Genomic DNA, 26,533 nt, shown 5'->3' with positions numbered 1-26,533 from the left:
AGTACCTAATAAAAAGCACAAAAATAACACGTTATTATTTATGTTAAATATATGATTGTAAGTATATTAATCTGTAAATTTAGTGTATGAAAATACAAAAACAACCAACTTTAGCCGATAGCATTTGCGATTTACGAGCAAGAAAAATTAAAAAGACATTTTTCACCCAAATAAACACCCTTATCGATTGGGATACGATCTCTATCCTAATAAATAATGATTATTTAAAAGGAAAAAGTGCCACTGGCAAGCCTTCTTATGATGGGACATTACTTTTTAAAATGTGTCTTTTACAAAGTTGGTATGGTTTAAGCGATTATGAAGTTGAAGACCGAATAAATGACAGTCTTTCCTTTAGTTATTTTTGTGGGATGACCATTGAACAGGTTGCTCCAGATCATAGTACTTTAAGTAGGTTTAGAACCGCATTAACCAAAACACAAACCTTCGAAAAATTATTTACCTCCATAAACAAACAGCTAGATGCACATAATATCATTGTAAAAACAGGTTTAATAATAGACGCTAGTGTAATAGATACGCCACTTAGACCAAAAGGAAAAACAAATTTTAAGGTAACCGAAGACCGCTGTGCAGACCAAGTAGAAGTACACAAAGAATATCCAGATAGTGTCGATAAAGAGGGTACTTGGTTAAAGAAAAGAGGAAAGTACCATTTTGGGTTTAAAAAGCATCATGTAACGGATAACGAAGGACTCGTTCTAGGAGTACTAACCACAACTGCGAGCAAAAATGAGATTGCAAATTTGGAGGAAGTTCTAGAAACTGTAAATGTGGTATTACCAAAAGACATCCCTCTAAAGGCAGATAAAGGGTACCAATCAAAGAAAAATGTTGCGATTTTAAAGAAGCGTAATTTAAAGAATCATATCCTTAAAAAGGCGGTAAAAAATAAACCGTTAACAAAATGGGAAACTAGATTCAATAAATTAATAGGAAAAACAAGGTTTAAAGTAGAACGTACTTTTGGAGGAATAAAATTATGGTTTAAAGGTGGAATTGCAAGATACAGAGGGATGAAAAAAATGCATACACAAAATTTGATGGAGGCAATGTGCTATAATTTATATCGAAGTCCAGGGATATTTGCGTCTAATTGTAAAAATTAAGGAAAAATGAAGCCTAAAAAAGGCATTTACTCACTTAAAATAGAAAAAAAATAGCATAATCGATGTTGTAGCTAAAAAAAAAGGGAACTCTAAAAAGTAAAAATAATTAAGTTCGCTTTTTGCAACGGTCTTGAGTAGTTTTAAATGAGAACTTAAAAGAGTTTTCCCAGCGTTTATCTAAGAAAAAATAAGACCTAAATTCATGAATCCTACTGGTTTTAAATAATCCGAATAGGGTTTTATTTATTTCTTAAAATCTGTGGAATCCTTGTCAAAACTAAATATTTAGTGTTTTAATTTCCCCTAACGTTTTAAATCAAAAAAGGTTTTTTAAAATTCGTATTTCAAGAGATATTCTCGTTTTTTTTATTGGTTTTTTTACCGCCGAATTTTGGTATGAAAAGAAAGAGAAAAATCATAAAAAGGAAGAAATACAGGTAGTTGTAAACACTATTAAAAATATGAGGAAGCTATTTGTATCTAAGTTACTTCTTTGAAGTTTATAATTATTCGGATTCTAAAAAATATTTTTACGACTATGTTTATTCTGGTAAAAAAGGTATTATTATGCTAAATGCAACCGTTGAGGTTGGTTATGACTTGTCTAAATTAGAGATTCAAATAGATTCTTTACAGAAAAAAATTTACAGCAATAAAATACCAGATGAAGAAATTACGATTTCACCAGATGTAAAATATTTTGATTTACAACAAAGTCAGTTTAATGTTTTTTCTAAATAAGATAAATCAAAAAAGTATTGAAAAAATCAACAAACCCTTGAGCTCACGTATTTAAAAACTACTACAAAAACTCGTTTTTTCGAAGAGATGTCTAAAATTTATCAATTATCAGCTGTTTACGGTTGGCAAGTTGTTGATAATGCAAACTTAAAGTTTTATCAGAATTTGATCAAAGAATAGGCTAATTTATACTTGTAAAAGTATTATTTTTGAAGATGCCTGCATCTTTAGAACTTCAAGTACAAACTTTGCCAAATGAACCTGGAGTGTATCAATATTTTGATAAAGATGATGTAATTATCTACATTGGTAAAGCCAAAAATTTAAAAAAAAGAGTTGCTTCTTACTTCAATAAAAACCATGAAAATGGCAAGACTAGAGTTCTTGTAAAAAAGATTGTAAACATAAAGCACATTGTTGTAAATACAGAAACAGATGCACTTTTATTAGAAAACAATTTAATTAAAAAGTACAAACCAAAGTACAATGTTTTATTAAAAGACGATAAAAGTTATCCTTGGATTTGTATCAAAAAAGAGCGTTTTCCGAGATTATTTATGACTAGAAGGGTTATCAAGGATGGTTCAGAATATTTTGGTCCTTATACTTCTGTAAAAACGGTAAGAGTTTTGTTAGACTTGATAAAAGAACTCTATCCTTTAAGAACTTGTAGTTTTGATTTAAGCCAAAAAAACATTAATGAAGGCAAATATAAGGTCTGTTTAGAATATCATTTAAAAAACTGCAGGGGTGCTTGTGAAGGCCTAGAAACTGAAGCTAATTATAATGATTCTATCAAAGAAATTAGAAATATTATTAAAGGAAATTTTAAAGAAAGTTTAGATAAATTTCAAGAAATGATGTTGAGGTTTGCTGAAAAAATGGAGTTTGAAGAGGCGCAAAAGATTAAAGAAAAACTTAATTTATTAGGCAATTATCAATCAAAATCAACCATTATAAATCCATCAATAAATAATGTAGATGTTTTTTCTATTATTTCTGATGAGACGCACGGATATGCAAATTTTTTAAAGATTTCAAACGGATCGATTATTCAGTCTCACACCGCAGAAATTAAGAAAAAATTAGACGAAACAGATAAAGAATTGTTAGAGTTGTTTATTGTAGAAATCAGGCAGCGTTTCAACTCCCAATCGCCAGAAATTTATGCTCCTTTTAAAGTAAATGTGGGCGAAAGCGTAAAAGTTACCATTCCGATATTAGGAGATAAAAAACGCATTGTAGAATTATCAGAAAGGAATGCAAAATACTACAGACAAGAGCAATTTAAGCAGATTAAAATTGTTGATCCAGACAGACATGTAAAAAGAATTATGGCGCAAATGAAAAAGGATTTACGCCTTTCTGTAGAACCAAGACATATAGAATGTTTTGACAACTCAAACATTCAAGGTACAAACCCTGTAGCGGCTTGCGTCGTTTTTAAAGATGGGAAACCAAGCAAAAAAGACTACAGGCATTACAATATAAAAACGGTTGTAGGCCCAGATGATTTTGCTTCTATGGAAGAAGTGGTGTATAGAAGATACAAACGTTTGTTAGCCGAAGAAGAACCTTTACCGCAGTTAATTATTGTGGATGGAGGAAAAGGACAATTATCATCCGCTTTAAAAAGTTTAGAGATCTTAGGTTTGCGCGGTAAAATTGCCATCATCGGAATTGCAAAGCGTTTGGAAGAAATTTATTATCCAGAAGATCCTATTCCTTTATATTTGGATAAAAAGTCTGAAACTTTAAAAATCACACAGTATTTAAGAAACGAAGCGCATCGATTTGGAATTACTTTTCATAGAAATAAACGTAGTAAAAGTGCCATAAAATCTGAATTAGAGCAAATTCCTGATATTGGTGCACAGACTATTACAACTTTATTGCGTAAATTTAAATCGGCAAAACGTGTAAAAGAGGCTTCTTTTGAAGATTTAATTGAAGCAATTGGCAATGCGAGAGCAACCAAAGTACACGAATATTATCATCCTAAAAAAGAATGAAAAAATTTATAGCGACCTTTTTTTTACTGATTTCTATCGTTTTTTATAGTCAAGAAAAACAACCAAAAATAGGGTTGGTTTTAAGTGGTGGTGGCGCAAAAGGTTTTGCGCATGTTGGTGTTTTAAAAGAAATAGACAAAGCAGGAATAAGATTAGATTATGTTGGTGGCACTAGTATGGGCGCCATTATTGGTGGTTTATATGCTGCTGGCTATTCTGCAGACCAAATAGAAAATATTATAAAAGAAACCGATTTCTTATCGCTTGTAACAGACCAATTACCAAGAAATTCAGAAACTTTTTTTGAGAAAGAATATGGCGAAAACACCATGATCACTTTACCTGTAAAAAGAGGTGTTATAGGTTTGCCGAAGGCAATCTCTAAAGGACAAAATGTGCTTAATTTATTGTTGGAATTATTTGATTCTTTAGATGGTAATCAAGATTTTTCTAAATTACCTATTCCGTTTTTTTGTATTGCAACAGATGTGGAAACTGGCGGACAAGTTTTGCTAGAAAAAGGTTCTTTGCCTTTGGCATTAAGAGCAAGTGGCTCATTTCCAACATTGTTAAATCCGGTTGCTTTAAATGGTAAATTATTGGTTGATGGGGGTATTGCTAATAATTTTCCTGCAAGCATCATGAAATCTAAAGGAATCGATATTCTTATTGGGGTGGATGTAGAAGGTGAGTTGCAAAAAAAAGATAAGCTTAACTCAGCTTTAGCTATTATGAATCAGATAATGAGTTATCAGATGTATAATAAAACAAAAAAAGAGAAAGAAAAAATTGACATTTATATACATCCTGATATTTCTAATTTTAGTGTGGTAGATTTTGATAAAAAGGATGAAATTCTAAAAATAGGAATTGATGAAGCAGTAAAATATACCGAAGTTTTTAAGGAATTAGCAGCAAAACAAAAAATAAAAAGAAATAGAACAGTGCTAAAATTAAACAATGAAAAGTTGTTAGTTTCTAGCATTGCTATTGATGGTGCAAAAGATTATACCAGAGCTTTTGTTCTTGGAAAATTAAAATTAAAAGAAGGAGATAGCCTTACTAGAAGAGAGATGACAAAAAAGATTTATTTGTTATCAGCAACAAAAAATTATGATCGAATCGAATATAATTTGAGTAAAAAGATAGATCAATCCTATTTGTTAAGTTTTTATTTGAAAGAAACGAGTGAAAATGCAAGTTTAAAATTGGGTGTTCATTATGATTTTTTATACAAATCTAGCGTATTGGTAAATTATAGTCAAAAACATTTATTCGTAGATAACGATAAGCTTTCTTTAGATATGATTCTAGGAGATAATTTAAGATACAATTTAAATTATTTTGTTGACAACGGTTTTTATATCAGTTACGGTTTTAGGTCTAGATATAATCATTTTAGCTCAAACTCAAAGTTTAACCCAATACTTTCGGCGTTTCCAAACGTTACTAATATCAATTTAAAATATACCGATTTAACCAATCAATTTTTTGTACAAACTACTTTTGACAGAAAATTTGCTTTAGGTTTAGGAGCAGAATATAAATATATAAAAGCAACAACGCCTACCATAACGTTAAATGGTCAAGCAACTATTATTGATAAAAGTAATTATTTTAACACTTTCGGTTATCTAAAGTTAGATACATACGATAAAAACTATTTTCCTACAAAGGGATATTTTGCTGATTTAAATTTTAAATGGTATTTGGCTTCTTCAGATTATAATGAGGATTTTCAAAGTTTTGGGCAAGCAAAAGGAACAATAGGTTTTGCCAAAACATTTTGGGATAAATTAACCTTTCAAATGACCAGTGAAGCAGGTTTTACATTAAAGAACCCGGAGTCTGAAGTTTTTGATTTTTATTTGGGTGGTTATAACCAAAATTACATAAATACCTTTGTTTCTTTTTATGGGTATGATTTTGCAGAACTTTCTGATAACACTTTTTTAAAGTCTGAGTTTAATTTTAGATATGCGATGGCAGAAGACCATTACGCTATTTTTATTGCAAATTACGGAAGGTTAGATGAGAATGTTTTTAGGGACGTACAGCTATTTGAAAACATTAAATCTGGCTATGCTGTGGGTTATAGTTACAATAGTTTAATTGGTCCTTTAGAAATTAAATACAGTTGGTCGCCAGATATCAATCAAAATTTTTGGTTGTTTAATTTGGGCTTTTGGTTCTAATTAAAAAAACCATGAAAAGCTTCATGGTTTTTTTAATTATGAGATAAAACAGTTACTTTTTCATCTGTTTGGTACTTAAATAAAACTCCTCATAAGTTTGTAATAAACTTATCAAAGCACTTATTAAATCTTTCGTTTCGAGTAAAACACTAAAATATAACGTTGTGTTTTTAGGACTTGTTTCATCAGTTCTAATTCTTGCAACTTGGTTCTCTATAGATAAAGAAACACTTTTTAATAATTGATTCTTTTCTTTTAGAAGGGTATTAAGATCATCGAAATTTCTGCTTTCAAAAACCTCAGCTTCTTTTGTTAATAATTCAGATAACTCAATATCAATTTCTTTTAAATCTTTTAGTTGTCCTTTCTTGAGATTTTTATGATTGTTGTTAACGTGTTTAAAACTCGCTCTAGAAATATAACTAATAGACTGTGCAACATCTTGTAAATAACCTAAAACCATTATGTAAAATCTACTAGCTTGTACAGAAGTATCGTCTAAAGATTTAATAAAATAGAAAACGCCATCTTTTAAATTATCTATTTCATTATTTAATTTTTCTACGTGTTTGTCTGTTTTACGTAACTTGTTTAGATCATGATTTGTCAAGTCATCTACAACATTTGTATATAATTTATTTACACGATTTATTACTTCGGATATATGATCTGCACTTTCTTCAATTACACCGTTAATTGTAATTAATTCTTCTCTTTCTATATATTGCTGTTTTTTACTTCTTTAGATTTATTTCTAAGGATTAAAGTATTTCTACCCATTAAAATAGCAACTACTGCTAATAAAATAGGAATCATAACCATATCCCAACTAATTAGATAGGCAACCAAAGCGGCAGCAAAGAAAGCTACTATTGCGGTTAAAAACCATCCGCCAATTACGTTAATTACACCTGCAACTCTATAAACAGCACTTTCACGACCCCAAGCCCTGTCTGCTAAAGAGGTACCCATAGCCACCATAAAAGTTACATATGTTGTAGACAAAGGTAATTTCATAGAAGTGGCCACAGAAATTAAAATTCCGGCAACAATTAAGTTTACGGATGCTCTGATCATATCAAAAGCAGGCAATTCAAATTTTCTGTCTTTTGGTAATTTTATAACAGGTTTTTGAAATTTAGAATCTATAAAATCTAATGTAGATTGTGGAACGAGATAACTAATACCAGTATTAATAGACATGGCAGCTCTTACAATAATTCTTGACAATCCATTGGGTTGAAATTTTTCATGACCATCTCCTTGACGAGATAAATCAATACCGGTTTTTATTACATTCTGTGCTTTACTAGAAGTCCATAACGTAATAACCATAATGGTACCAGCCAGTAATAATAACCAAACATTAGATGGTACTTTTTCTGCTAAAATACCCATAGAAAAAGAATCTGCTGCAACACCAGATACAGCCCAAGCTTCATAAGAGTTCCAAGCAGCTATTGGTACACCAACAAAGTTCACTAAATCGTTTCCAGAAAAAGCCATTGCTAAAGAGAATGTACCAATTCCTATAATTAATTTTAAGATATTAATTTTAAAAAATTGAATCAATATTTGAGAAATAACAGACCAAGCAACAAAACTTCCTGATATAATAACAAAAGTATTTCCTTCTATTAAATGACTCACATCTTCGTAGAAAGGAGTTCCTTTTATACCTTTAATGATAATAAAATAGGTAATTGCAGTAATTGCAAAACCGCCAAAAAGGGCGCTTATATAAGTGGCTCTTTTTTCGAAATTGAACGTGTAAATTAATCTTGACACAAATTGAACCAGGGCTCCGACAGAAAAGGCTACAACTACAGAGAGTAGAATTCCGTTAATAATTTCCGTAGCTTTTTCATGGTTGATGTAGCTCCAAATATCTGAAATTGAATGAGAATCATTTGCAGAAATTTTAAGTAATGAAATACATACTGCAGCACCTAATAATTCAAATACAATAGAAACCGTAGTTGATGTTGGCATTCCAAGCGAATTAAAGATATCTAATAAAAGGATATCAGTTATCATTACAGCCATAAAAATGATCATAATGTCTTGAAACATAAACATGTTAGGGTTGAAAATTCCTTTACGAGCAACTTCCATCATACCGCTAGAAGTAACTGCGCCAAAGAATACACCTAAACTAGCAATAATCATAATTTTTTTTACAGGTATTGCCTTAGAGCCAATTGCTGAATTTAAGAAATTTACAGCATCATTACTAACTCCTACAACTAAATCTACTACAGCTAAAATAGCTAAAGCAACAAGCATTAAAATATATGGATCTCCCATTTTTATCAATAATTTTAGATTTGCAAAGGTACAAACACAAAAAATTGTGAATGTTAGGTTTATGTTATGTTAATATGTGTTAAAAATGGATATCTACTTATAATCGATACAATAAATGATTTGTACTGAAACTAATATCGGTATAATTTGCTTCTGTTTGAACTTTTAAACTATGGCCAGCAATATATTTAGAAAAACCTAAAGTATACTGGTTTTCTCTACTTTTTTTTATCCGAAGAAACGTTTGTACATCGGGCAGAGATTTCTAGTGTTTTAAAAACTAAATATCCAGTTTGTAAATTTAAGCCAATACCAACTTGAGCTTCATCTCGTGTTAAAGTTCCATCAGAATTTTTTGGTAAATAATTCTTTACGTCTCTATTTTGAATATTCTGCTATAAAAGAATAAGGCTAAGTTCTAAATTAAATATGTGTTATCTTAGCAAAAAAGAACATTTATGATACCATCTGATTTTAGAGATTATTTTTTGAGCAGTAGCTTAATTATCCAACAAGATATTGTAAACTCTTTACTGTCTTTATCAACATCGGGTTCACATTTAGAAGAAGATAAAGAACGAAAAGCAGTTACTTGTCCTCATTGTAAAAGCGAACGCATACGTGCAAACGGTACATTAAAAGGCGTACAACGCTATTTGTGTAATGGTTGTGGTAAAAACTTTAGTGAAACGACAGGGAAATTTTGGTTTGCATTAAAAAAGAAAGACAAGATTAACAAGTATCTTTATTGTTTACTATCGGGCTATAGTATTAGAAAAAGTGCAAAGGAAACAGGAATCTCAATTCAGACCTCATTTGATTGGCGTCATAAATTATTAACCTCATTTTCTAGCGTGTCAGTATCCGAATTTGAAGGTATTGTAGAGAGTGATGATTTGTTTTTTCCAATTTCAGAAAAAGGGAATCGTACTTTAGAAAGAAAACCTAAGAAACGAGGAGAAAAAGCTAGCAAAGCAGGTATATCTAATGAAAAAGTAGCCGTAATTGCTACCTGCGATCGTTCTGGGAATAAGGATTTTGAAGTGGTTACAACAGGACGAATTAGTAAAAAAGACCTAAACAAGGTGTATCAAGGTAAGCTAGATAAAGCAACAGTACTTTGCAGTGACAGTCACAGAAGTTATGCTGCCTTTGCAAAATCTAATACAATTATTCATAAGAAGTTCAACGCATCAAAAGGACAGAAAACAGTTGATAAAATATATCATGTTCAGAATGTGAATAATATGGATATGAGATTGAGGAAATTTATGGAATCCTTTAATGGTGTAGCAACTAAATATCTGCAAAATTATTTAAACTGGTTTTTGGTACTAGAAAAAATAAAGAATAAGACCAATAAAATGGCAACACTTGCTAGTATTGCATTAGCTTCTAATCAAGTCTGGATACAATTCAAAGAAATAGCTATAAACAATATGCTTTTTGGAACTTAGCCAAGAATAATCATTATGTTTATGCATTGCATCAACAAAAAGGGTAGCGATATTTGTGGAATAAAAACCAGTATCTTTTAACATATAATCACCTGAATTACTTCTTGTTTTGGGTGCGTTATTATTAAAATCGTATGCAAGGCCAATAGATAATTTTGTTTCTTTTTCAAAGTTTAAATTGCCTCCTTTATAATCTCCATTATTTTTAAAAAGACCAAAAGGAAATAATTCAATTCTGTTTGTATATAAATGATCGCTAATATTTCTACCTTCACCTCGAGCAATAGAAAAAATTTCTTTTACTAAAAATATATCTGTAAAATTAAATTAATGTATTAATTGCACAGCTATATCTCTATCGATAGTAAATCCGCTATTTAATAAAGAACGATCTACTTGTTGCAAGTTTGCAGAGGAAATTACACGTTCTTTATTACCTGGTAGTTTCGTCTGTACAAACCATAATACAAAGTTTCCAGAGAAATTCCATTTTAAAACAGCGTCTAAAATATATATTGGAGAGCTACTTGTGAAGATAGAACCACCAGATTGATCTCTGTTCGACAACCCTAATTCTTCTTTATAGTTTAATTTTGGTGAAAGCGCAAAACCATCAAATTTTAACCGGAATTTTCTAATTAACATAGAACTAAATACAAGGGATAGAAAGTTCGTTTTCTAAGTCCCAACAAGAAGTTACAAGGGTTTTGAGCCTTAAATCAACTCGCATAGACCAAGAGCTGCCTTGACCAACTAAATTAATAGTCCTTTTTCAAATTCAGCAGCATTCGTTTCTTTTACATTTGTGCTTAAAAACGCAATTATACAAGCTAAGAGTATTACATTTTGTAGCATTTTAGATTTCATAACTATTAGCTTTTCTCACTTCAAATAACTAACAATAATATGAATTTAAACTATTAAAAAATTATAAAAGTGCCTTGGCCATAGGTAGAAAATCATATAAAATAGTTGACAAAAACTAATATGTTATTGTGATATGTAATCTTAAATATTACCGTAAAGACTCGACCTTACAGTGATTTATATATTTGTTTAAAATTAAAAAACTGTTAACAATTTTAACTTTCTTAACCTTAATTTAACGTTTCTATAATGCAAACATAATTTAGAAATAACATAGAGTTTACAAAGTAGATAGACTTTTGCAGAAGTAATTAAATGAAAAAAATGAAAAAAATTTTATGTATTATTTTGTTAATTTGGGGTCAGTTTATAAACGCTCAAGACAAAGGCACATTAAAAGGATTGCTAACAGATAAAGAAACAAATAATGAATCTTTACCTTTTGTAAATGTTCTTATAAAAGGAACTACTACAGGTACAACTACAGATTTTGATGGTAACTATTCCATTAAAGTTCCTGCAGGAAATTATATTGTAGTTTTTAGTTTTTTAGGATACAAGGCCGTTGAGAAATCATTTGCTATAACAGCTGGAGAAACAGTTGTAATCAATCAATTATTATCTGCAGAAGAAGGAGTTGCTTTAGATGACATTGTCATAACTACAACGTCAAGTAAAGAATCTGCAACTGCTTTAATTCTAGAGCAAAAGAAAGCAGTATCGATTAAAACAACAATTGGTGCGCAAGAATTAGCTATAAAAGGAGTTTCTGATGCAGAAGGTGCAGTTACAAAAACAGCAGGGGTTTCTAAAGGTTCTAAAAATGTTATTGTTAGAGGTTTGGGTGATAGATATAATTCTACTACATTAAATGGATTGCCATTGCCATCCGAAGATCCTGAGTATAAAAATATTTCCTTAGACTTTTTTGATACAGGTATTATAAAAAATATTGAAGTTAATAAAGTTTTTACATCAGATTTAAGTGGTGATGTTGGTGGGGCAAATATCAATATTTCATCAAAAGAATTGGTAAAAAGAAGCATGTTAAATTTAAGTGTTTCTGCTGGGGCTAATACGCAAACAGTTTCTAAAGACTTTTTAACAATTGATGGTCCAAATAAATTTGGCACTCAGAATATAGGTATTCCTGTAAATGATTTAACGAAATATAGTTTCAATAATTCATGGAAACCAGAAAGTCAAAATTTTCAATTAAATAACAGTTTTTCTTTCTCTGGAGGAAAAAAATATGATATTAATGACGATACCTTTAGCTTTTTTATCGTTGGTGGTTTTGATGGAAGTTATAATTATGTTGATGGTAACATTAAACAAACAACAAGTTCTGGAGAGGTTTTTCAAGACCAAGACTTTACAAAATATGATTATACAGTTTCTCAAATGATCATGGCGAACTTAAATTATAAGTTTGAAGGCGGTCATAATATTGCATACAATCATTTATTTATACATAACAACAAACAATCTGTTGGCGATTACTTCGGATTTAACAATCCTGAGCAAGATGGAGATTTAGAGTTTCAAAGAAGACAACAAACGAATAATAATGAATTGTATGTAAATCAATTAATTGCAAATTTTAAATTTTCTGATAGATTAAATTTCGAAACAAAAGGTTCTTTAAATTTTATTAGAGGAAACGAGCCAGACAGAAGAACGAACAAATATCTTTTAAGAGACGATTACTACAGTCCACAAACAAGTTCTGCAGGAGAAAATGAGCGTTACTTTGCAAAGTTAGAAGAGAATGATTATGCAGCTAATGGTAAATTTTCTTACAAATTAAAAGAAGATGAAGATATTAGCGTTTTAGAATTTGGTGGAGATTACAGATATACAGAACGCTTGTTTTCTGCAACAATTTTTAACCACGATTTTTCTAGCCGAGTTGCTATTGATTTAGATAATCCGGATGCAATTTTTAATCAAAATTCTATAGACAATTCTATTTTCGAATTAGAAACGGGTAGAGGTAGTGCAAACAATCCAAACGCATTTATACCTTTTACGTATAGAGGAAAAAGACAAATATATGGTGCTTTTGGTAATTTAGTGTATCAATTTAGTGATAATTTTATTGCTTCTTTTGGCGCTAGATTTGAAAAAATTCAACAATTAGTTACTTACAATACCAATATAGCACAATCTGCTGTTGATGGCGCATCTAACTTAGATAGAACGTATGTTTTACCAAGTTTTAATTTAAAATATAATTTTAACGAAAATAGCATTGTTAGAGTTGCAGGAAGCCAATCGTATACGTTTCCCCAGTTTAAAGAAACTGCACCCTTTAAATATCAAGATATTAGTTTTTCATCGCAAGGAAATCCAGATTTAAAACCATCAGATAATTATAATTTAGATGCTAAATATGAGTATTATTTCTCATCATCAGAATTAATTACAGTTACCGGTTTCTATAAATTTATAAAAGATCCAATTGCTCGAAGTGAAATTCCTTCAGGAGGTAACACACTTACGTATTTAAATGTTGGAAATGATGCAAGTGTATATGGTTTAGAAATTGAAGCTAGAAAAAGTATCTATAAAATAGAAGAAAAAGATTTAGAGATTATGGCAGGTTTAAATACGTCGTTATTGGTTTCTAATATTAATTTAGACAGTAATTCTGTTGCTCAGTTTACAAACTCAACCAGTAATTTAGAGGGGGCAACGCCATTTTTATTAAATGCAGATATTTCTATCAACAAAAAATTTGAAGACAATACGTTTATCTCTTCATTAGTCTTTAATTATTTCAGCGAGAGAGTTTATTCTATTGGTACAAGAGGTTTTGAAAATGTTTTAGAAAAAGGAATACCAACGCTAGATGTGGTTTCCTCGTATGAATTCAATAAACATTATAGTATTAAATTAAAAGCGATAAACTTAGTAAACCCTGATTTTCAAATATCAAGAGCAGGTTTTAACGGAGGGGATTCTGTAGTGTTAAGAAATTATAAAAAAGGTGTTAACTTAAGTATAGGATTCTCATATAATTTCTAGGTTTTAATCAATTTTAATAACAATTCTTTAATATTTATTTAAAGTAAAATAAACCTTGTTAGCGCAACTTTGTAGGTTATAATTAAACTAAACAATTTAAACAAAAGAATAAGAAGAAATGAAAAAAACAATTTTATCAATCGTAACAATTGCCTCATTAGTATTTACAGGATGTTCTTTAAGTGAAGATGATAACACGCCAGTTGATGGAGGAGTTATTACAGCTCAAAATTTAGCAGGAAACTTAACATCAGACTTAACTATAAAATCTGGAATTGCTCATAATTTAACAGGAGCTCTTTTAGTAAAAGACGGCGCAACCTTAACAATAGAGGCCGGTACAACTATCAATGCTTTAGCGGGTGGTACAGATGTTTATATTTTGGTAGAAAAAGGTGGTAAATTAATTGCGGACGGCACAGCTGCAAATCCTATTAAATTTACTTCTAGTGTTACTAGTCCAAAAGCTGGTGACTGGGGAGGTATTATTTTAAATGGGAATGCACCTTTAAGTCGTCAATCTGGTTCAGATAGTAATGCTGCAACAGAAATTAAGAACTCAATTCTATTTGGCGGTTCAGATGCTGCGGATAACTCAGGTATTTTAAATTATGTTATTTTAGAATATACAGGAGCAAGAATTGACGACGAGGCAGAACACAATGGTTTAACCTTAAATGGTGTTGGTTCTGGTACAACAATTTCCAACATTGCTATTTTTAATGGAGATGATGATGCTATCGAATTCTTTGGAGGTACCGTAAATGCAACAAATATTCTAGTAGTAAATGCTAAAGACGATATGTTCGATTTTACCCAAGGTTATGCGGGTACTTGTACTAACCTATATGGTGTTAGAGAAAATGGTTATACAGCTGTAACTTCAGACCCAAGGGGAATTGAAGCTGATGGTAATTTAGATGGTAATTCTCCTTCGGATATCAACCAAGCTAAATTCACAATTAATGGTGTAACAATTATTAATAATGCTGATGGTGTAGAAATGTCTGACGGAATTAAAATCAGAAGAGGTGCTATTGCTACAATTACAAATGCTTATTTAGTTTTGGGTTCTGGCGCAAAATTTGGAGATGTAATTGATTTACAAGATTCTAAATCTGATGCAGATGATGCCACTAAAATAACTGCTGTTGCTAGTATTGCAAATGGTTTGGATATTACGGATGTAAAAAACACAGTAAGTGGTGGAGCAACAATTACTTTGACAACTGGTACAACTGGTGGTGCAGATAAATCTGTATTTGCTTGGACAGGATATTCGTTCTAAAGTATTAGAAACTTATTTAATAAAAAAAGCAGACTTTTTAAAGTCTGCTTTTTTGTGTTTATTTTAACTTAGTTTTTTTTATCAGCGCAACAATCCATTTTACAATCCTCTTTACAAGGTGTTTTTTTTGCTTTCATTTCGCAGCTATCTTTGCAAGCATCAGAGCAAACATGTCCTTTTACAGTTTTATCAACTTTGTTTGAAGATTCTGAAGCTTTGTATAGTTCACCTCCAGCAATACCGCTTACAAAAGCAATTAAATCTTCTTTGGATGTTTTATTTGCATCAAACTCAATGTTTGCATGCTGTCTGTAAAAATAACTTTAGCACCTAAAACACCTTCTTTTTTAGATAATTTAGATTGAATAGTTTTTGCACAACCAATTTCGGAAGTCATTCCAGAAATAGCTAAAGCAACTTGTGTTTTTTCACTGGCAAATCTACTTTTGCTAATTATTTTTTTGCAATAAGTTTAATTAAAAGTAATACTAACCCCTAAAGAAAATAATATTCCTGGTGAAAAACTTCTAAATAAACCACTTTTTTCATCATTCCAAACATAGTTACTTTCTCTTTTGTCTTGTAAAATATTATTAGCTTTTAATGTTATTTTCTTACTGATACTCTCTCCATTAAATACTTTTGAAGCAGAAAAATCAAGGTTGTGAAATGGTTCTGAATAGATATCAGGAATACCACCAAAACCAACAAATTCTAAAGTTGGTCCTTGAACATTATAAAAAACACCTACTTCCAATTCTTTTTCGCTTTCATTTACTACTAAACCAGCATTAATCATATAAGGTGATTGACCTTGAAGCTCTCTTTCTCTGCTAATCACTTGACCAGGATCTGCTAAAATAACTCTACTGTCATATTCAATATCACTCATTGTTTGTTTGGCGCTAATGAAAGAAGCATTTGTATTAACATTAAATGTTAAATTATTAATAACAAATAGATTTTTTCTTAATTCAAATTCTATACCTCTAACGGTTGCTTTTTCGTTATTAATTGCTGTAAAATCATTTGGAGTGTCATCACTCACAACAGAAATTTCAATTGGGTCTTTAAAATTTTTAGAAAAAAGACTAAAAGCAAACATTTCACTTTTGTTTCCAAATATTTCATATCTTAAATCTATATTATCAATATATGAAGATTTTATATCTGGATTACCAAGGAAAAAGGTTTCTGTAACAGGGTCAATTAGATATGCTGAAGAAGCCTCTCTAAAAGTTGGTCTTGCAGTTGTTTTATAATAAGAAGCTCTAATGTTACTTTTTTCATTTGGCGAAATAATTAGGTTTAAGTTTGAAAATAAATCTTTATCATCTAAAAATAATTCATTTTCAAATTTTGTTCCCAATAAATTTTCACCTGTATATCTAAGTTGATATGTTTCAAATCTAACTCCAATAACAGCTTTAATCATTTCTGAAAATTTTAATTCAGATGAAAAATAGAAAGCATCATTTTTTGATTCAGAATTATAGACATTTGTTCTTTCGAAACCTCCTTTAATATATGAACCAGTAGTTGTTTGAAATAAATTTGGAGATTGTACCCAGATATTTTCATCAGCAAGAATTGCATTTGGGTCACCACCTAAAACTTGGCTATTTCCATTATAAAATATGTCAAATCTTTTAGAGCTGAAATCACGTTCTTTGCCAATGTAAGAAGCTCCTGCACTAATTTTGCCACTAAAAATATTGGTTTCAAATGGGATTTCTAAATCTACTTTGGCCACGGTGCTTTTTTCATCCAAATCTCTCCATAATCTTGATGGAGATGCAATTGCATTTGGACTTATTTGATAGAAAGTAACATCTTCATCTGTTTCAAAAATGGTTCTTCTAAAATCTTTATCATTCAATGTTGATGATGATTTCGCAAATTTCCAGTTTACAGTAAATAGGTTGTCACCAATGTTATGTTTTCCATAAATAGGAATACTTCTAAGGTTTCTTTGTGTATAGGTTATTACACTTCCTTCTCCCCAGTAAGGGTTTTCAATAAATGTTTGACGTTTAAGGTTAGAAGCATTAGATTCTCCATTTTGTAAATCTATAAAGTTAATTGCAATTTTGTTTTTACTGTCTTTAAAGGTTACTCCTAATAATGTACTTAAATAGGTGTTTTTTGTTCCTAAAATACTATTCTGAATTAGGTCATTTTGAGTTCCATCTGTTGGCGTTCTAAAAACAGTTGCTCTATAAAAGTCATCATAAAAAGTAGTTTCTGATTTATAACTTATTGCAGCAAGATAGCCAATAGATGATTCTCCATCTTTTTTGAATTTATATCCATTTGAGGCAGAAAAGCCAAAACTATAATTTAAATCACTCCTTTCTTGAATAGGAGCCATATTTTTATTTAGTTTTTTAGTATTTTCAGTTAAAATAGCTGCTTCGTCTGCAGGTACTAATGGAAGTGGTAATGCAGGAGGTAAGTCAAGAGTTGGATCAATTAGTAAATTTCTAGAACCATCATCTTTGCCTCGCCAGTCTGTGCTGCTTTTTACGTCTGCCAAAAAATTACTATTAAAGTGCATATCTGGGTTATATCCTGTGCTAACATTCAAATTGTATTCAGGATTAAACGAAAAATCTTTTAGGTTAATATCAACTGTACCACCCGTAAAATCAGCACCAATTTCAGAAGACGCAGATTTTTTTACAATAATATTTTCTATTAAGTTTGTTGGAAAAATATCCATAGGAATTGTGTTTCTATCTGGATCTAAACCTGGCAACTCCATTCCATTAAGTGTGGTTTTTGAATAACGGTCACCCAATCCACGAACATATACAAATTTACCACCTTGAACTGATATACCTGGAACTCTTTTAATTGCACTTGCAACATCACTATCACCAGCTTTTTTAATTGCTTGAATTGATAAACCATCAACTAAGTTAATAGATCTCTTTTGAAGATTTAAAACTGAAGCTTCTGAATTCTTTTTGGAGGTTGTTTTTATAATGACTGCATCTAATTGATTGGATTCAGCTTTAAGAGTTACTTGAATAAACGTTTCTTTGTTTGATTTAACAAGAACATCACTCATTTCTATGGTTGCATAGCCAACAAAAGAGAATACTAGTGTATAAGTTCCGGGTTGAACTTTTATTTGGAATTTACCATCAATATCTGTATTTGCACCGTTTGTTGTACCTTTTACTAAAATACTGGCAAATGGTAAAGACTCGTTAAACTCACCATCCATAACAACACCTGTTATAGATTGAGAAAAAGTACTAATACTAAATAATAGAAGTAAAGTTAAAATATATTTCATAATTATAAATTATTTATTTAAGATATAAGGAGACAAAAGTATTATTATTCAGGATATTGAACGTTAAATTAACGTAAACAAAAAAGAGCTTTAGTTAACTAAAGCTCTTTAAATTAAATGATTAAATTATATTAAAATATAATTAATTTTTAATTACTCTTTTAACCTCTCTTGTAGAATCAGAAGTAACTTCAAGAATGTATACTCCTTTAGCTAATTCAGAAACGTTAATTGAATTTGAATTTTTGTTTTGTTTTACTAGTTGACCAGTAATGTTGTATAATTTTAAAGCTTCAACTTTAATTTGTCCAGAAACATTTAGGTTATTGCTAAATGGATTAGGATAAACAGAAAACTCAGTTTTAACGATATTTTCTTCAACACTTAAAGTACCCTTACCACTTGTAAAATAAGCTGTCCAAGGATAGAAATGTTCTTCTGTAGATCCACTTCCTGGAGCTTGCGCAGAAAGAATTTCAGCATGATCACTTGTTAATGAAGTTGAAATAGAAGCAAGAGTATTTGTAGTCACAAAATCTAGGTTAGAAAAAGTAAGTGTTCCATTCCCAAAAGTAGTAGCATCAATGCCTTCAATTTTATTTCCAGCCTTAAATCCTTTAAATACAATATTATTGTTAGCGCCCATAGCAGAAGCTTTCCAATGACCATAAGTATCAGATTGAGCAACGTTTGCATTACCAATAGCCGTTACACCAATAATTGTGTAAGAACCAGTAACCACAGGATTAGAAGTTGATTCTGTACCATCTATTTCAAATACATTATCTCCAATTTCACCCATTGCAACATAAGCGTTTGTAATGGTACCAGAATAAGCTTGATCTAAATCAATAGCATCATCAGTTGAGTTGTAAACTAATATCTTATCAACATTAACATTACCTCCAAATATTTCAATACCATCATCAGCATTAGAAATAATTTCAATGTTTTCAATAACAGTTCCATTACCAACACCACCAAGTGTAAGTCCGTTTATTTCATCACCATTAGCAATTGTAGCGCCTCCATGACGAACAGATACATATTTTAAAGAGCCTGAATTATCATCTGTAGCAGAACCACCATAGTTTGTCCAAGTTTGGCCAGCAGCAATACCTTCAATATTTGCAGTGTTATTAGCACCTGCGCCAATTACGTTGTTACCTAAAACAATAACTCCTCCCCAAAGACCACCTAAATCTAAGTTATGATTTGGAGCTACATAAGTGCCAGAAGCAACATTTGCAGAAGTAAGTGCATCATATTCAGTAGTGAATATAATTGGTAAAGCAGCAGTTCCGTTAGCAATAATTTTACCACCTTTAGCTACAACTAAGGCAGATGCATCAACAGGATCTGATTTAAAAACAGCTTTAATAACGGTTCCTGGTTGAATAGTTAATGTTACACCAGCATTAACAACAACTTTTCCATTTAAAGTTTCATCTCCAGACCAAGTAGTATTTGTCGTTAACATAGTAACTTGGCTGAAAGCCAAAGTACTTGCAAAAAGAACACAAAAAAGTAAGATTTTTTTCATAATAAAAATTATTTATTGTTTATTTAAGCCACAAAAGTAATTTAGAATTCATTTCTTTGGGTTAACTGATTATTAAGTATTTATAAGGTATGTTAATATTTTGTAAATTATTAAATATACCATGAATTCGACAATATGATTATGGAGATAGAGATAAAAAAATAATTATTTAACAATTTTTTTTAAATGGTTTTAGCTTAGTTCTAAACAATAAAAAAGCCGCCTCAACTTTAGAATTGAGGCGGCTTCTTTTTTAATTTTTTATTTTAATCTAACTTTTTTTATCAGCGCAACAATCCATTTTACAATCCTCTTTACAAGGTGTTTTTTTTGCTTTCATTTCGCAGCTATCTTTGCAAGCATCAGAACAAATATGTGCTTTGTTAGAAGTTTTAACTTTGTTGAAAGATTCTGAAGCTTTGTATAGTTCGCCTCCAGCAATACCGCTTACAAAAGCAATTAAATCTTCTTTGGATGTTTTATTTGCATCAAACTCAATGTTTGCGATGCTGTCTGTAAAAATAACTTTAGCACCTAAAACACCTTCTTTTTTAGATAATTTAGATTGAATGGTTTTTGCACAACCAATTTCGCAAGTCATTCCGGAAATAGCTAAAGAAACATTTTCTTTTTTCACTTCTTCGGGTGCTTCATTTTTGCATCCAGTTAAAATAAAACAAGCAATTGCAATCGAGAATATGATTTTTTGAACTTTCATTGGATAAATTTTATAGGTTTTTACTAATTTTTTAATCGTTTACAATCCTTTTTAAGGGGTATCAGATATTATGATTGATATATTAAACAAATTTATCAACAATAAAGCATGTATTTAAATAATTAGTAGACTTTTGTGCAAAATTTAATCAAACTTATGAATATTCAACAAAAAAAGTGGTTGTATTTGGTCTTACTTTCATTAGTTTGGGGAAGTTCTTTTATTCTGATGAAAAAAGCGTTAATTGGGTTAACTCCAGTTCAATTAGGTGCTTTGCGTATTTTAATTGCTGGTTTATTTCTTTTGATGATTGGTTTTAAGAGTTTAAAAGAGATCAAGAAAAAACATTATAAACACATTCTTTCTACAGCACTTTTGGGTACTTTTTTTCCTGTATTTGCATTTGCATTTGCTGTTTCTGGAATCGATAGTTCTATTACTTCTATTTTAAATTCCTTAACGCCATTTAATACATTTATTGTTGGTGTCTTAGTTTTTGGGTTTTCGTTTAAAAAGCAACAATTTATAGGGATCTTTATTGGCTTAATTGGTACCGTTTTATTGATTTTAAAAGGTTCAGATTTAAACCCGAATCAAAATTATTGGTTTTCAATATTAGTTGTAATTGCTTCTGTTGGATACGCTTTTAATGTAAATATTGTAAAGAAACATTTATCAGATATTAGTGCATTAAGTATTGTGGCTGGTAATTTTTTGTTGTTAGTAATTCCGGCTTTTATAGTTTTGCTTTTTACAGATTTTTTTAGCACTTTCGAATATACAGAAACCAAAATGAATGCACTAGGTTATCTTGCCATTTTAGCAGTTTTAGGAACCGGCGTGGCAAAAGTATTTTATAATAAAATGGTGCATTTAGCATCGCCAATATTTGCATCATCCGTAACTTATTTAATTCCTATTGTTGCTGTTTTTTGGGGAATTTTAGATGGCGAAAAACTTGATTTAATTCAGTTTTTTGCAGGTGTAATTATTTTATTTGGTGTGTATTTGGTAAATAAAAAAAAGTAGTTTTAAGAAATAGTTCTCAAATAAAAAGAGCCAAAACTGAATGTTTTGACTCTTTTTAAAATAGTATTTAAAGAATTTTATTTAAAATCAGCATCTGTAACACCTTCATTTACTTTTATTTCTTGAATTTCGAAATTCAATTCCATTGGTCCCATCTTTTGAATTATAGAATATGGAAATTTAACTCCGTTTACTTCTTTGTAATCAGAAAAGAGAGTAGGAATCTTTACATCTGCTCCGTCTGGACCTTTGGTAACTTTTATAGATTTTACTTTTAAACCCGTTTCCATATCGTAGAAAACCTCATTGTCTTTGTGTTTTAAAACAATAGTATTTCTACCATCAATAGGTTCAATTCTTAACAATGTGCCAGATTTATAATTTAAATCACTAATAATAGCATTACCTTCTTTTGCTTCTTCTAAATCATCACCTTCCATATCTGTGCGCTGACCTCTGCTTTCAGAATAGCCTTTTTCGCCATCAAAAATAGATTTTTGCATCACATTGCCCATTACAGCTATTTCTTGCGATATTTTATTAGGTGCAGAAGATTTGCTTGTCATTACTAAAGGAGTACCCTGAATTGTTGCATTTGCAACCATCATAGTTGTTTTTATTGCCATTACTTTATCTTCACCACCAATAGCAGTTATGTACTTGTCAATTACATTTGCAGCCGTCATACCCTCTGGAATTGGTAACGTCATTGCTGGTTTTTCTGTAGGATTACCATATGTATCAAAATATTTAATAACGTAATCTGTGTTTTCCAGGTTTTTAAGAACATCAATTCCTTTTCCTGTTATAATAATTTTAGCTTTATCTCCTCTAAAATATTTTATTGCAGCATTTTGGACATCATCTAAAGTGACTGCTTTAATATTTTTAATGTAATTTGCATAGAAGTCTTTTGGTAAATTATAGCGTTCTATATTTAAAGCAAAATTAGCAACAGTTCTAGGTTTTTGTACATCCATTACAAAGCCACCAATGTATTCTTCTTTAGAATTCTTTAATTCTTCTGACGTTACTTTTTCATATCTAATTCTGTTAATCTCTTTTTGAATTTCTACTACAGAACTGTCTGTAACCACGTTTCTAACACTTGCAGTTGCTCTAAAAGTACCAGCATATTTATCTTGTCTTAGGCTAGCATAAGAACCGTAAGTATAACCTTTATCTTCACGTAAATTCATAAATAAACGTGCAGTACCCCCACCACCAAGAATATTACTTGCCATTAATGCTGCATAATAATCTTTATCACCTAAAGTTAAGTCTACATTATTAATTACAGCAATTTCTGATTGTACCGCGTTTTGCATATCAATAAAATTAATTTCTGTAGTTGCTACACTTTCAGTTCCTGGTATTGTATATAAAGGAATTTCTCCTTTTTTCCAATTAGAAAATATACTTTTTACTAACTTTTCTATTTCTTTTGTATCAATGTCACCTTCTATAACCAAATATGCATTGTTTGGTTTAAAGTAGCTATTGTAGTTGTTTTTAACATCCTCTAAGGTAATTTTGTTTACACTTTCTTTTGATGTAAATTCTCCAAAAGGGTGATTTTTGCCATACGTTAATACATTTTCTACACGTCTAGCAGCAGAAGTAACATTTTTTTCATTAGATTTTAAACCGTCTAAAGTAATTTGTACTTCTTTATCAAATTCTTCTTGCGTAAATTGAGAGTTTTTAACGCCATCTGCCATTAATCCTAAAATTTCTGGAAAGTATTTTTTTAATGAAGATGCATAAGCGCCTGAACTAAAAAAGGATACATTGGCTCCTAGAAAATCTACTTTTTCATTAAATTCATCTTTACTGATGTTTGTAGTTCCGCGACCTAATAAGCTTCCCATCATGCTAGAAACTCCAGCAATTTCGCCTTCAAAATAAGGTTTATTATCAATAGTTAAACTAGCAGATGCTCTTGGTAGTTTATTGTTTTCTACCATAATTACCTTTAAACCATTGGTTAATGTAAAGGTGTTTGGGGTGCCCAATTTAATTTCAGGATCTGGTCCTGGTTTTGGCATTTTGCTTCTATCTATCTGCGCATTTATAGAAACAGATACTAGAAAAAATGCTAGTAATGATAAAATTTTTGTTTTCATAATTTGTGTCTTATTTTAAGAAATTAATCAATGATTGTAGCTATATTATTTTTTTCTGGTAAATATTCTAAAATTAATCGCTGATTAGGATTCAAATATTTCTTTGCAACGGCCTGAATATCTTCTCTTGTAATTGATCTGTAAATATCAATTTCTGTATTGATTAAATTTGTATCTCCGAACAACACATTGTAGCGAGCTAAAGAGTTTGCAATACCTTCTACACTAGAATTGGAGTTTACAAAATTATTTTCAAATTGATTTTGCAATTTTTGATAATCTCTTTCTGAAATTAATTCCGTTTGCATTTTTGTAATTTCTTCATCAATTTCTTTAACAATATCCTCTAATTTAGTTTCACCTTGTGGTAAACCAAATAAGATATAGGTACCATAATCTTCTTGACTAGCATTAATTGCACCTGCTTGCAAAGCCATTTTTTTCTCATCAACTAATTTTTTGTACAAAACAGAACTTTTTCCAGCACTTAAGTATGATGAAATCATATCTAAAATTCTTGAATCTCTTGTCTTCATAGACGGCGTTCTATATGCGGCCATAATTGCAGGAATTTGAATGTTGGGGTCGTATCCTTTAGCATTTATTGTTTCTGTAATTGGATCTTCCATAGGGAAATCTTTACTTATTTCTGAACCTTTTGGAATCGGTCCAAAATAATCTTGAATCATTTTTTTTGCAGAAGCTATATCAATATCACCAGCAACAACCAAAGTTGCGTTATTTGGCACGTAAAACTTTTTGTTAAATGCCAAAAACTCCTCTAAAGTAGCTGCATCTAAATCTTCCATTTTACCAATAGTTGTGCCTTTATAAGGATGGTTTTTAAAAATATTTTCTTTTACATATTCTAAAAAACGAGAATAAGGCTGATTGTCTACTCGCAATCTTTTCTCTTCTTTTACAACTTCATTTTGGGTGTCAACGCCATCTTGCCCAATAATTGGGTGCAATAAACGTTCAGATTCCATCCATAAACCTAGCTCTAATTTATTAGACGGAAAAATTTCATAATAATAAGTTCTGTCGTCTGTAGTATTGGCATTATTTCTTCCACCATTAGAAGAAACCATTTTAAACCATTCGCCTTTTTTAATGTTTTCTGTTCCTTCAAACAATAAATGCTCAAAAAAATGTGCCATTCCTGTTCTTCCTGGTTGCTCATCTTTAGCACCTACATGATACATTACAGAGGTTACAACTACGGGAGCAGAAGTATCTTTGTGTAAAATAACGTGCATTCCGTTATCCAAATTGTACTCTTCAAACTCTACCTTTTGTGCATTTGTAGAAAATACAAATAGCATAGCGGAAGCAAGAGATAAAATATTTTTCTTCATCGATTTTTATTTAGTTAATAATTATGTTTTAAATTGGACGCAAAGTCTACTAATTTGTTGCAATATTCGGATAAAGTAGAAATGGGTTTCTTCAAAAATAATAAATTAATAATTAAATCAGCTTTAAAAAGCGTACTAAATGAGGGTTTTTCTGATAAAATTATTTTATCCTAAAACAAATTGGTGAATATTAAAAAATATGTATATTTGCATCCGCATTTTCAGCATTGACAATGCGTTAATTAAGTATAAATACGCAAAACAAAAAGTATGTACGCAATCGTAGAGATAGCAGGGCAGCAGTTTAAAGTAGCAAAAGACCAAAAAGTATACGTACACCGTTTACAAGGAGAGGCAGGATCAAAAGTAACTTTTGATAACGTTCTTTTACTTGACAACGCTGGTAATGTAACAATTGGCGCCCCAGCTATAGAAGGAGCTTCTGTAACAGCTCAAATTTTAAGTCACTTAAAAGGTGATAAAGTAATCGTTTTCAAAAAGAAAAGAAGAAAAGGTTTCAAAAAGAAAAACGGACACAGACAGTATTTAAGCGAGATTCAAATTGAATCTATTGCTGCTACTGGTGGAAAAAAATCAGAAAAAAAAGAAGCTGCGCCTAAAAAAGAAGCTACTCCTAAAGCTGATGTAAAAGAAGAAGCTGCAACAGATTATAGTTCTATGACTGTGGCAGAATTAAAAGATGCTGCTAAAGGAAAAGGTATCTCTGGATATACTTCTTTAAAGAAAGCTGAATTAATTGAAGCTTTAACTAAATAAAAAATTCAATTTTAAAACCATAACATCATGGCACATAAAAAAGGAGTAGGTAGTTCGAAAAATGGTAGAGAATCAGAATCGAAACGTCTAGGAGTAAAAATATTTGGAGGTCAAGCAGCAATTGCTGGGAACATCCTTGTTCGTCAAAGAGGAACAACACATAATCCAGGAGAAAATGTTTACATGGGTAAAGATCATACTTTACATGCAAAAGTAGACGGAGTTGTTGAGTTCAGAAAGAAAAGAAACGACAAATCTTATGTATCTATAACTCCATTTGAAGCTTAAGAAATTAAGATTTTAAAAGTTATTTTAAACACTCAAACAATTAATTGTTTGAGTGTTTTTGTTTTTTAGTACTGAGTCCTAAAATTGAGAAACTTCTCAAAAATAGGGTGTTAAAAAAGTAGCGCTTTTATCTTACAAAAGAAATTAGATTCTGCTGCTGTTTTTTGAGACAGGTAAAAAAGAGTAACAACATATAAATTTTAAGTAAAATTAAAAATAGAGAATCAATAACTTATCTTTAATATGATTAGGTCATAGAAGCTTTTGGTCAAAGGCAGTCAATCAATTATTTGTTGTTTTATAATTTTTCTAGGAATGAAAAAAAGGATAACTTTTTTTTATGCTCGTTAATATAAGTAGGAA

At 30.5% G+C, this 26,533-nt stretch carries 17 protein-coding genes and 1 pseudogene; 10 read left to right on the top strand and 8 right to left on the bottom strand.

Translation table 11 applies throughout. The features are described from left to right. Window positions 1-86 precede the first annotated feature (86 nt). The 4 genes from BST83_RS15820 to BST83_RS15805 all read left to right on the top strand — a co-directional run bounded on the left by BST83_RS15820 (window position 87) and on the right by BST83_RS15805 (window position 6,078). Window positions 87-1,130: an IS5 family transposase gene (locus tag BST83_RS15820; protein ID WP_104809756.1), complete on the top strand. Its 1,044-nt coding sequence runs from the start codon at window positions 87-89 to the stop codon at window positions 1,128-1,130. A gap of 474 nt (window positions 1,131-1,604) precedes the next feature. Next, window positions 1,605-1,871 carry a DUF4230 domain-containing protein gene (locus tag BST83_RS15815; RefSeq protein ID WP_104810618.1) on the top strand — a complete coding sequence of 89 codons (267 nt, stop codon included), beginning with the start codon at window positions 1,605-1,607 and terminating at the stop codon, window positions 1,869-1,871. Window positions 1,872-2,086: 215 nt separating this feature from the next. After that, complete coding sequence (gene uvrC, locus BST83_RS15810) at window positions 2,087-3,883, top strand: excinuclease ABC subunit UvrC (RefSeq protein ID WP_104810617.1); 1,797 nt, start codon at window positions 2,087-2,089, stop codon at window positions 3,881-3,883. Further along, window positions 3,880-6,078 (top strand): patatin-like phospholipase family protein, encoded by a 2,199-nt coding sequence (locus tag BST83_RS15805; protein ID WP_104810616.1) that lies wholly within the window; start codon window positions 3,880-3,882, stop codon window positions 6,076-6,078. The genes uvrC and BST83_RS15805 overlap by 4 nt, the downstream gene beginning before the upstream one ends. Window positions 6,079-6,130: 52 nt before the next feature. On the opposite strand, the pseudogene BST83_RS15800 reads toward BST83_RS15805, so the two are convergent. Then, a pseudogene (locus BST83_RS15800) lies at window positions 6,131-8,385 on the bottom strand (inorganic phosphate transporter). A 458-nt stretch (window positions 8,386-8,843) separates the two neighbouring features. Here BST83_RS15800 and BST83_RS15790 point away from each other — a divergent pair. Further along, on the top strand, window positions 8,844-9,842 hold the full coding sequence (locus BST83_RS15790) for an IS1595 family transposase (protein WP_104810615.1): 999 nt from the start codon (window positions 8,844-8,846) through the stop codon (window positions 9,840-9,842). A 327-nt stretch (window positions 9,843-10,169) separates the two neighbouring features. On the opposite strand, the gene BST83_RS15785 is transcribed toward BST83_RS15790, so the two are convergent. Continuing rightward, complete coding sequence (locus tag BST83_RS15785; RefSeq protein ID WP_104810614.1) at window positions 10,170-10,487, bottom strand: hypothetical protein; 318 nt, start codon at window positions 10,485-10,487, stop codon at window positions 10,170-10,172. Between the two features lie 546 nt (window positions 10,488-11,033). On the opposite strand from BST83_RS15785, the gene BST83_RS15780 reads away from it, so the two are divergent. Together BST83_RS15780 and BST83_RS15775 are read left to right on the top strand one after the other, a co-directional pair. Next, complete coding sequence (locus tag BST83_RS15780; protein WP_170062800.1) at window positions 11,034-13,739, top strand: TonB-dependent receptor; 2,706 nt, start codon at window positions 11,034-11,036, stop codon at window positions 13,737-13,739. Window positions 13,740-13,857: 118 nt separating this feature from the next. Next, on the top strand, window positions 13,858-15,027 hold the full coding sequence (locus BST83_RS15775) for a beta-helix domain-containing protein (RefSeq protein WP_104810612.1): 1,170 nt from the start codon (window positions 13,858-13,860) through the stop codon (window positions 15,025-15,027). A gap of 256 nt (window positions 15,028-15,283) precedes the next feature. Here the strand turns inward: BST83_RS15775 and BST83_RS20830 are convergent, their stop codons facing one another. From BST83_RS20830 to BST83_RS15755, 4 genes are all read right to left on the bottom strand, one after another. Then, window positions 15,284-15,424: a hypothetical protein gene (locus BST83_RS20830; RefSeq protein ID WP_240614789.1), complete on the bottom strand. Its 141-nt coding sequence runs from the start codon at window positions 15,422-15,424 to the stop codon at window positions 15,284-15,286. Between the two features lie 75 nt (window positions 15,425-15,499). After that, the gene (locus BST83_RS20190; RefSeq protein WP_205853596.1) at window positions 15,500-18,331 is read right to left on the bottom strand and encodes a TonB-dependent receptor; all 2,832 of its coding nucleotides are present in this window, start codon (window positions 18,329-18,331) and stop codon (window positions 15,500-15,502) included. 142 nt (window positions 18,332-18,473) lie between these two features. Then, entirely contained in the window at window positions 18,474-19,874 is a 1,401-nt protein-coding gene (locus BST83_RS15760; protein ID WP_104810611.1) for a T9SS type A sorting domain-containing protein, read from the bottom strand. A gap of 271 nt (window positions 19,875-20,145) precedes the next feature. Then, the gene (locus tag BST83_RS15755) at window positions 20,146-20,592 is read right to left on the bottom strand and encodes a cation transporter (RefSeq protein WP_104810610.1); all 447 of its coding nucleotides are present in this window, start codon (window positions 20,590-20,592) and stop codon (window positions 20,146-20,148) included. A gap of 156 nt (window positions 20,593-20,748) precedes the next feature. Here BST83_RS15755 and BST83_RS15750 point away from each other — a divergent pair, with 156 nt between their 5' ends. Beyond that, window positions 20,749-21,621 (top strand): DMT family transporter, encoded by an 873-nt coding sequence (locus tag BST83_RS15750; protein WP_104810609.1) that lies wholly within the window; start codon window positions 20,749-20,751, stop codon window positions 21,619-21,621. Window positions 21,622-21,698: 77 nt separating this feature from the next. Here the strand turns inward: BST83_RS15750 and BST83_RS15745 are convergent, their stop codons facing one another. After that, window positions 21,699-23,747 (bottom strand): M16 family metallopeptidase, encoded by a 2,049-nt coding sequence (locus tag BST83_RS15745; protein ID WP_104810608.1) that lies wholly within the window; start codon window positions 23,745-23,747, stop codon window positions 21,699-21,701. Between the two features lie 23 nt (window positions 23,748-23,770). Further along, entirely contained in the window at window positions 23,771-25,105 is a 1,335-nt protein-coding gene (locus tag BST83_RS15740) for a M16 family metallopeptidase (protein WP_104810607.1), read from the bottom strand. A gap of 270 nt (window positions 25,106-25,375) precedes the next feature. On the opposite strand from BST83_RS15740, the gene rplU reads away from it, so the two are divergent. Then, entirely contained in the window at window positions 25,376-25,882 is a 507-nt protein-coding gene (rplU, locus tag BST83_RS15735; RefSeq protein WP_104810606.1) for a 50S ribosomal protein L21, read from the top strand. A gap of 27 nt (window positions 25,883-25,909) precedes the next feature. After that, window positions 25,910-26,170, top strand: a complete 261-nt coding sequence (gene rpmA / locus BST83_RS15730; RefSeq protein WP_104810605.1) for a 50S ribosomal protein L27 — start codon at window positions 25,910-25,912, stop codon at window positions 26,168-26,170. Window positions 26,171-26,533: the final 363 nt, after the last annotated feature.

Source organism: Polaribacter filamentus, from assembly GCF_002943715.1.
In the GTDB taxonomy this organism is placed as follows: Bacteria; Bacteroidota; Bacteroidia; order Flavobacteriales; family Flavobacteriaceae; genus Polaribacter; species Polaribacter filamentus.
This window is presented reverse-complemented; position numbering and strand designations above follow the sequence as displayed.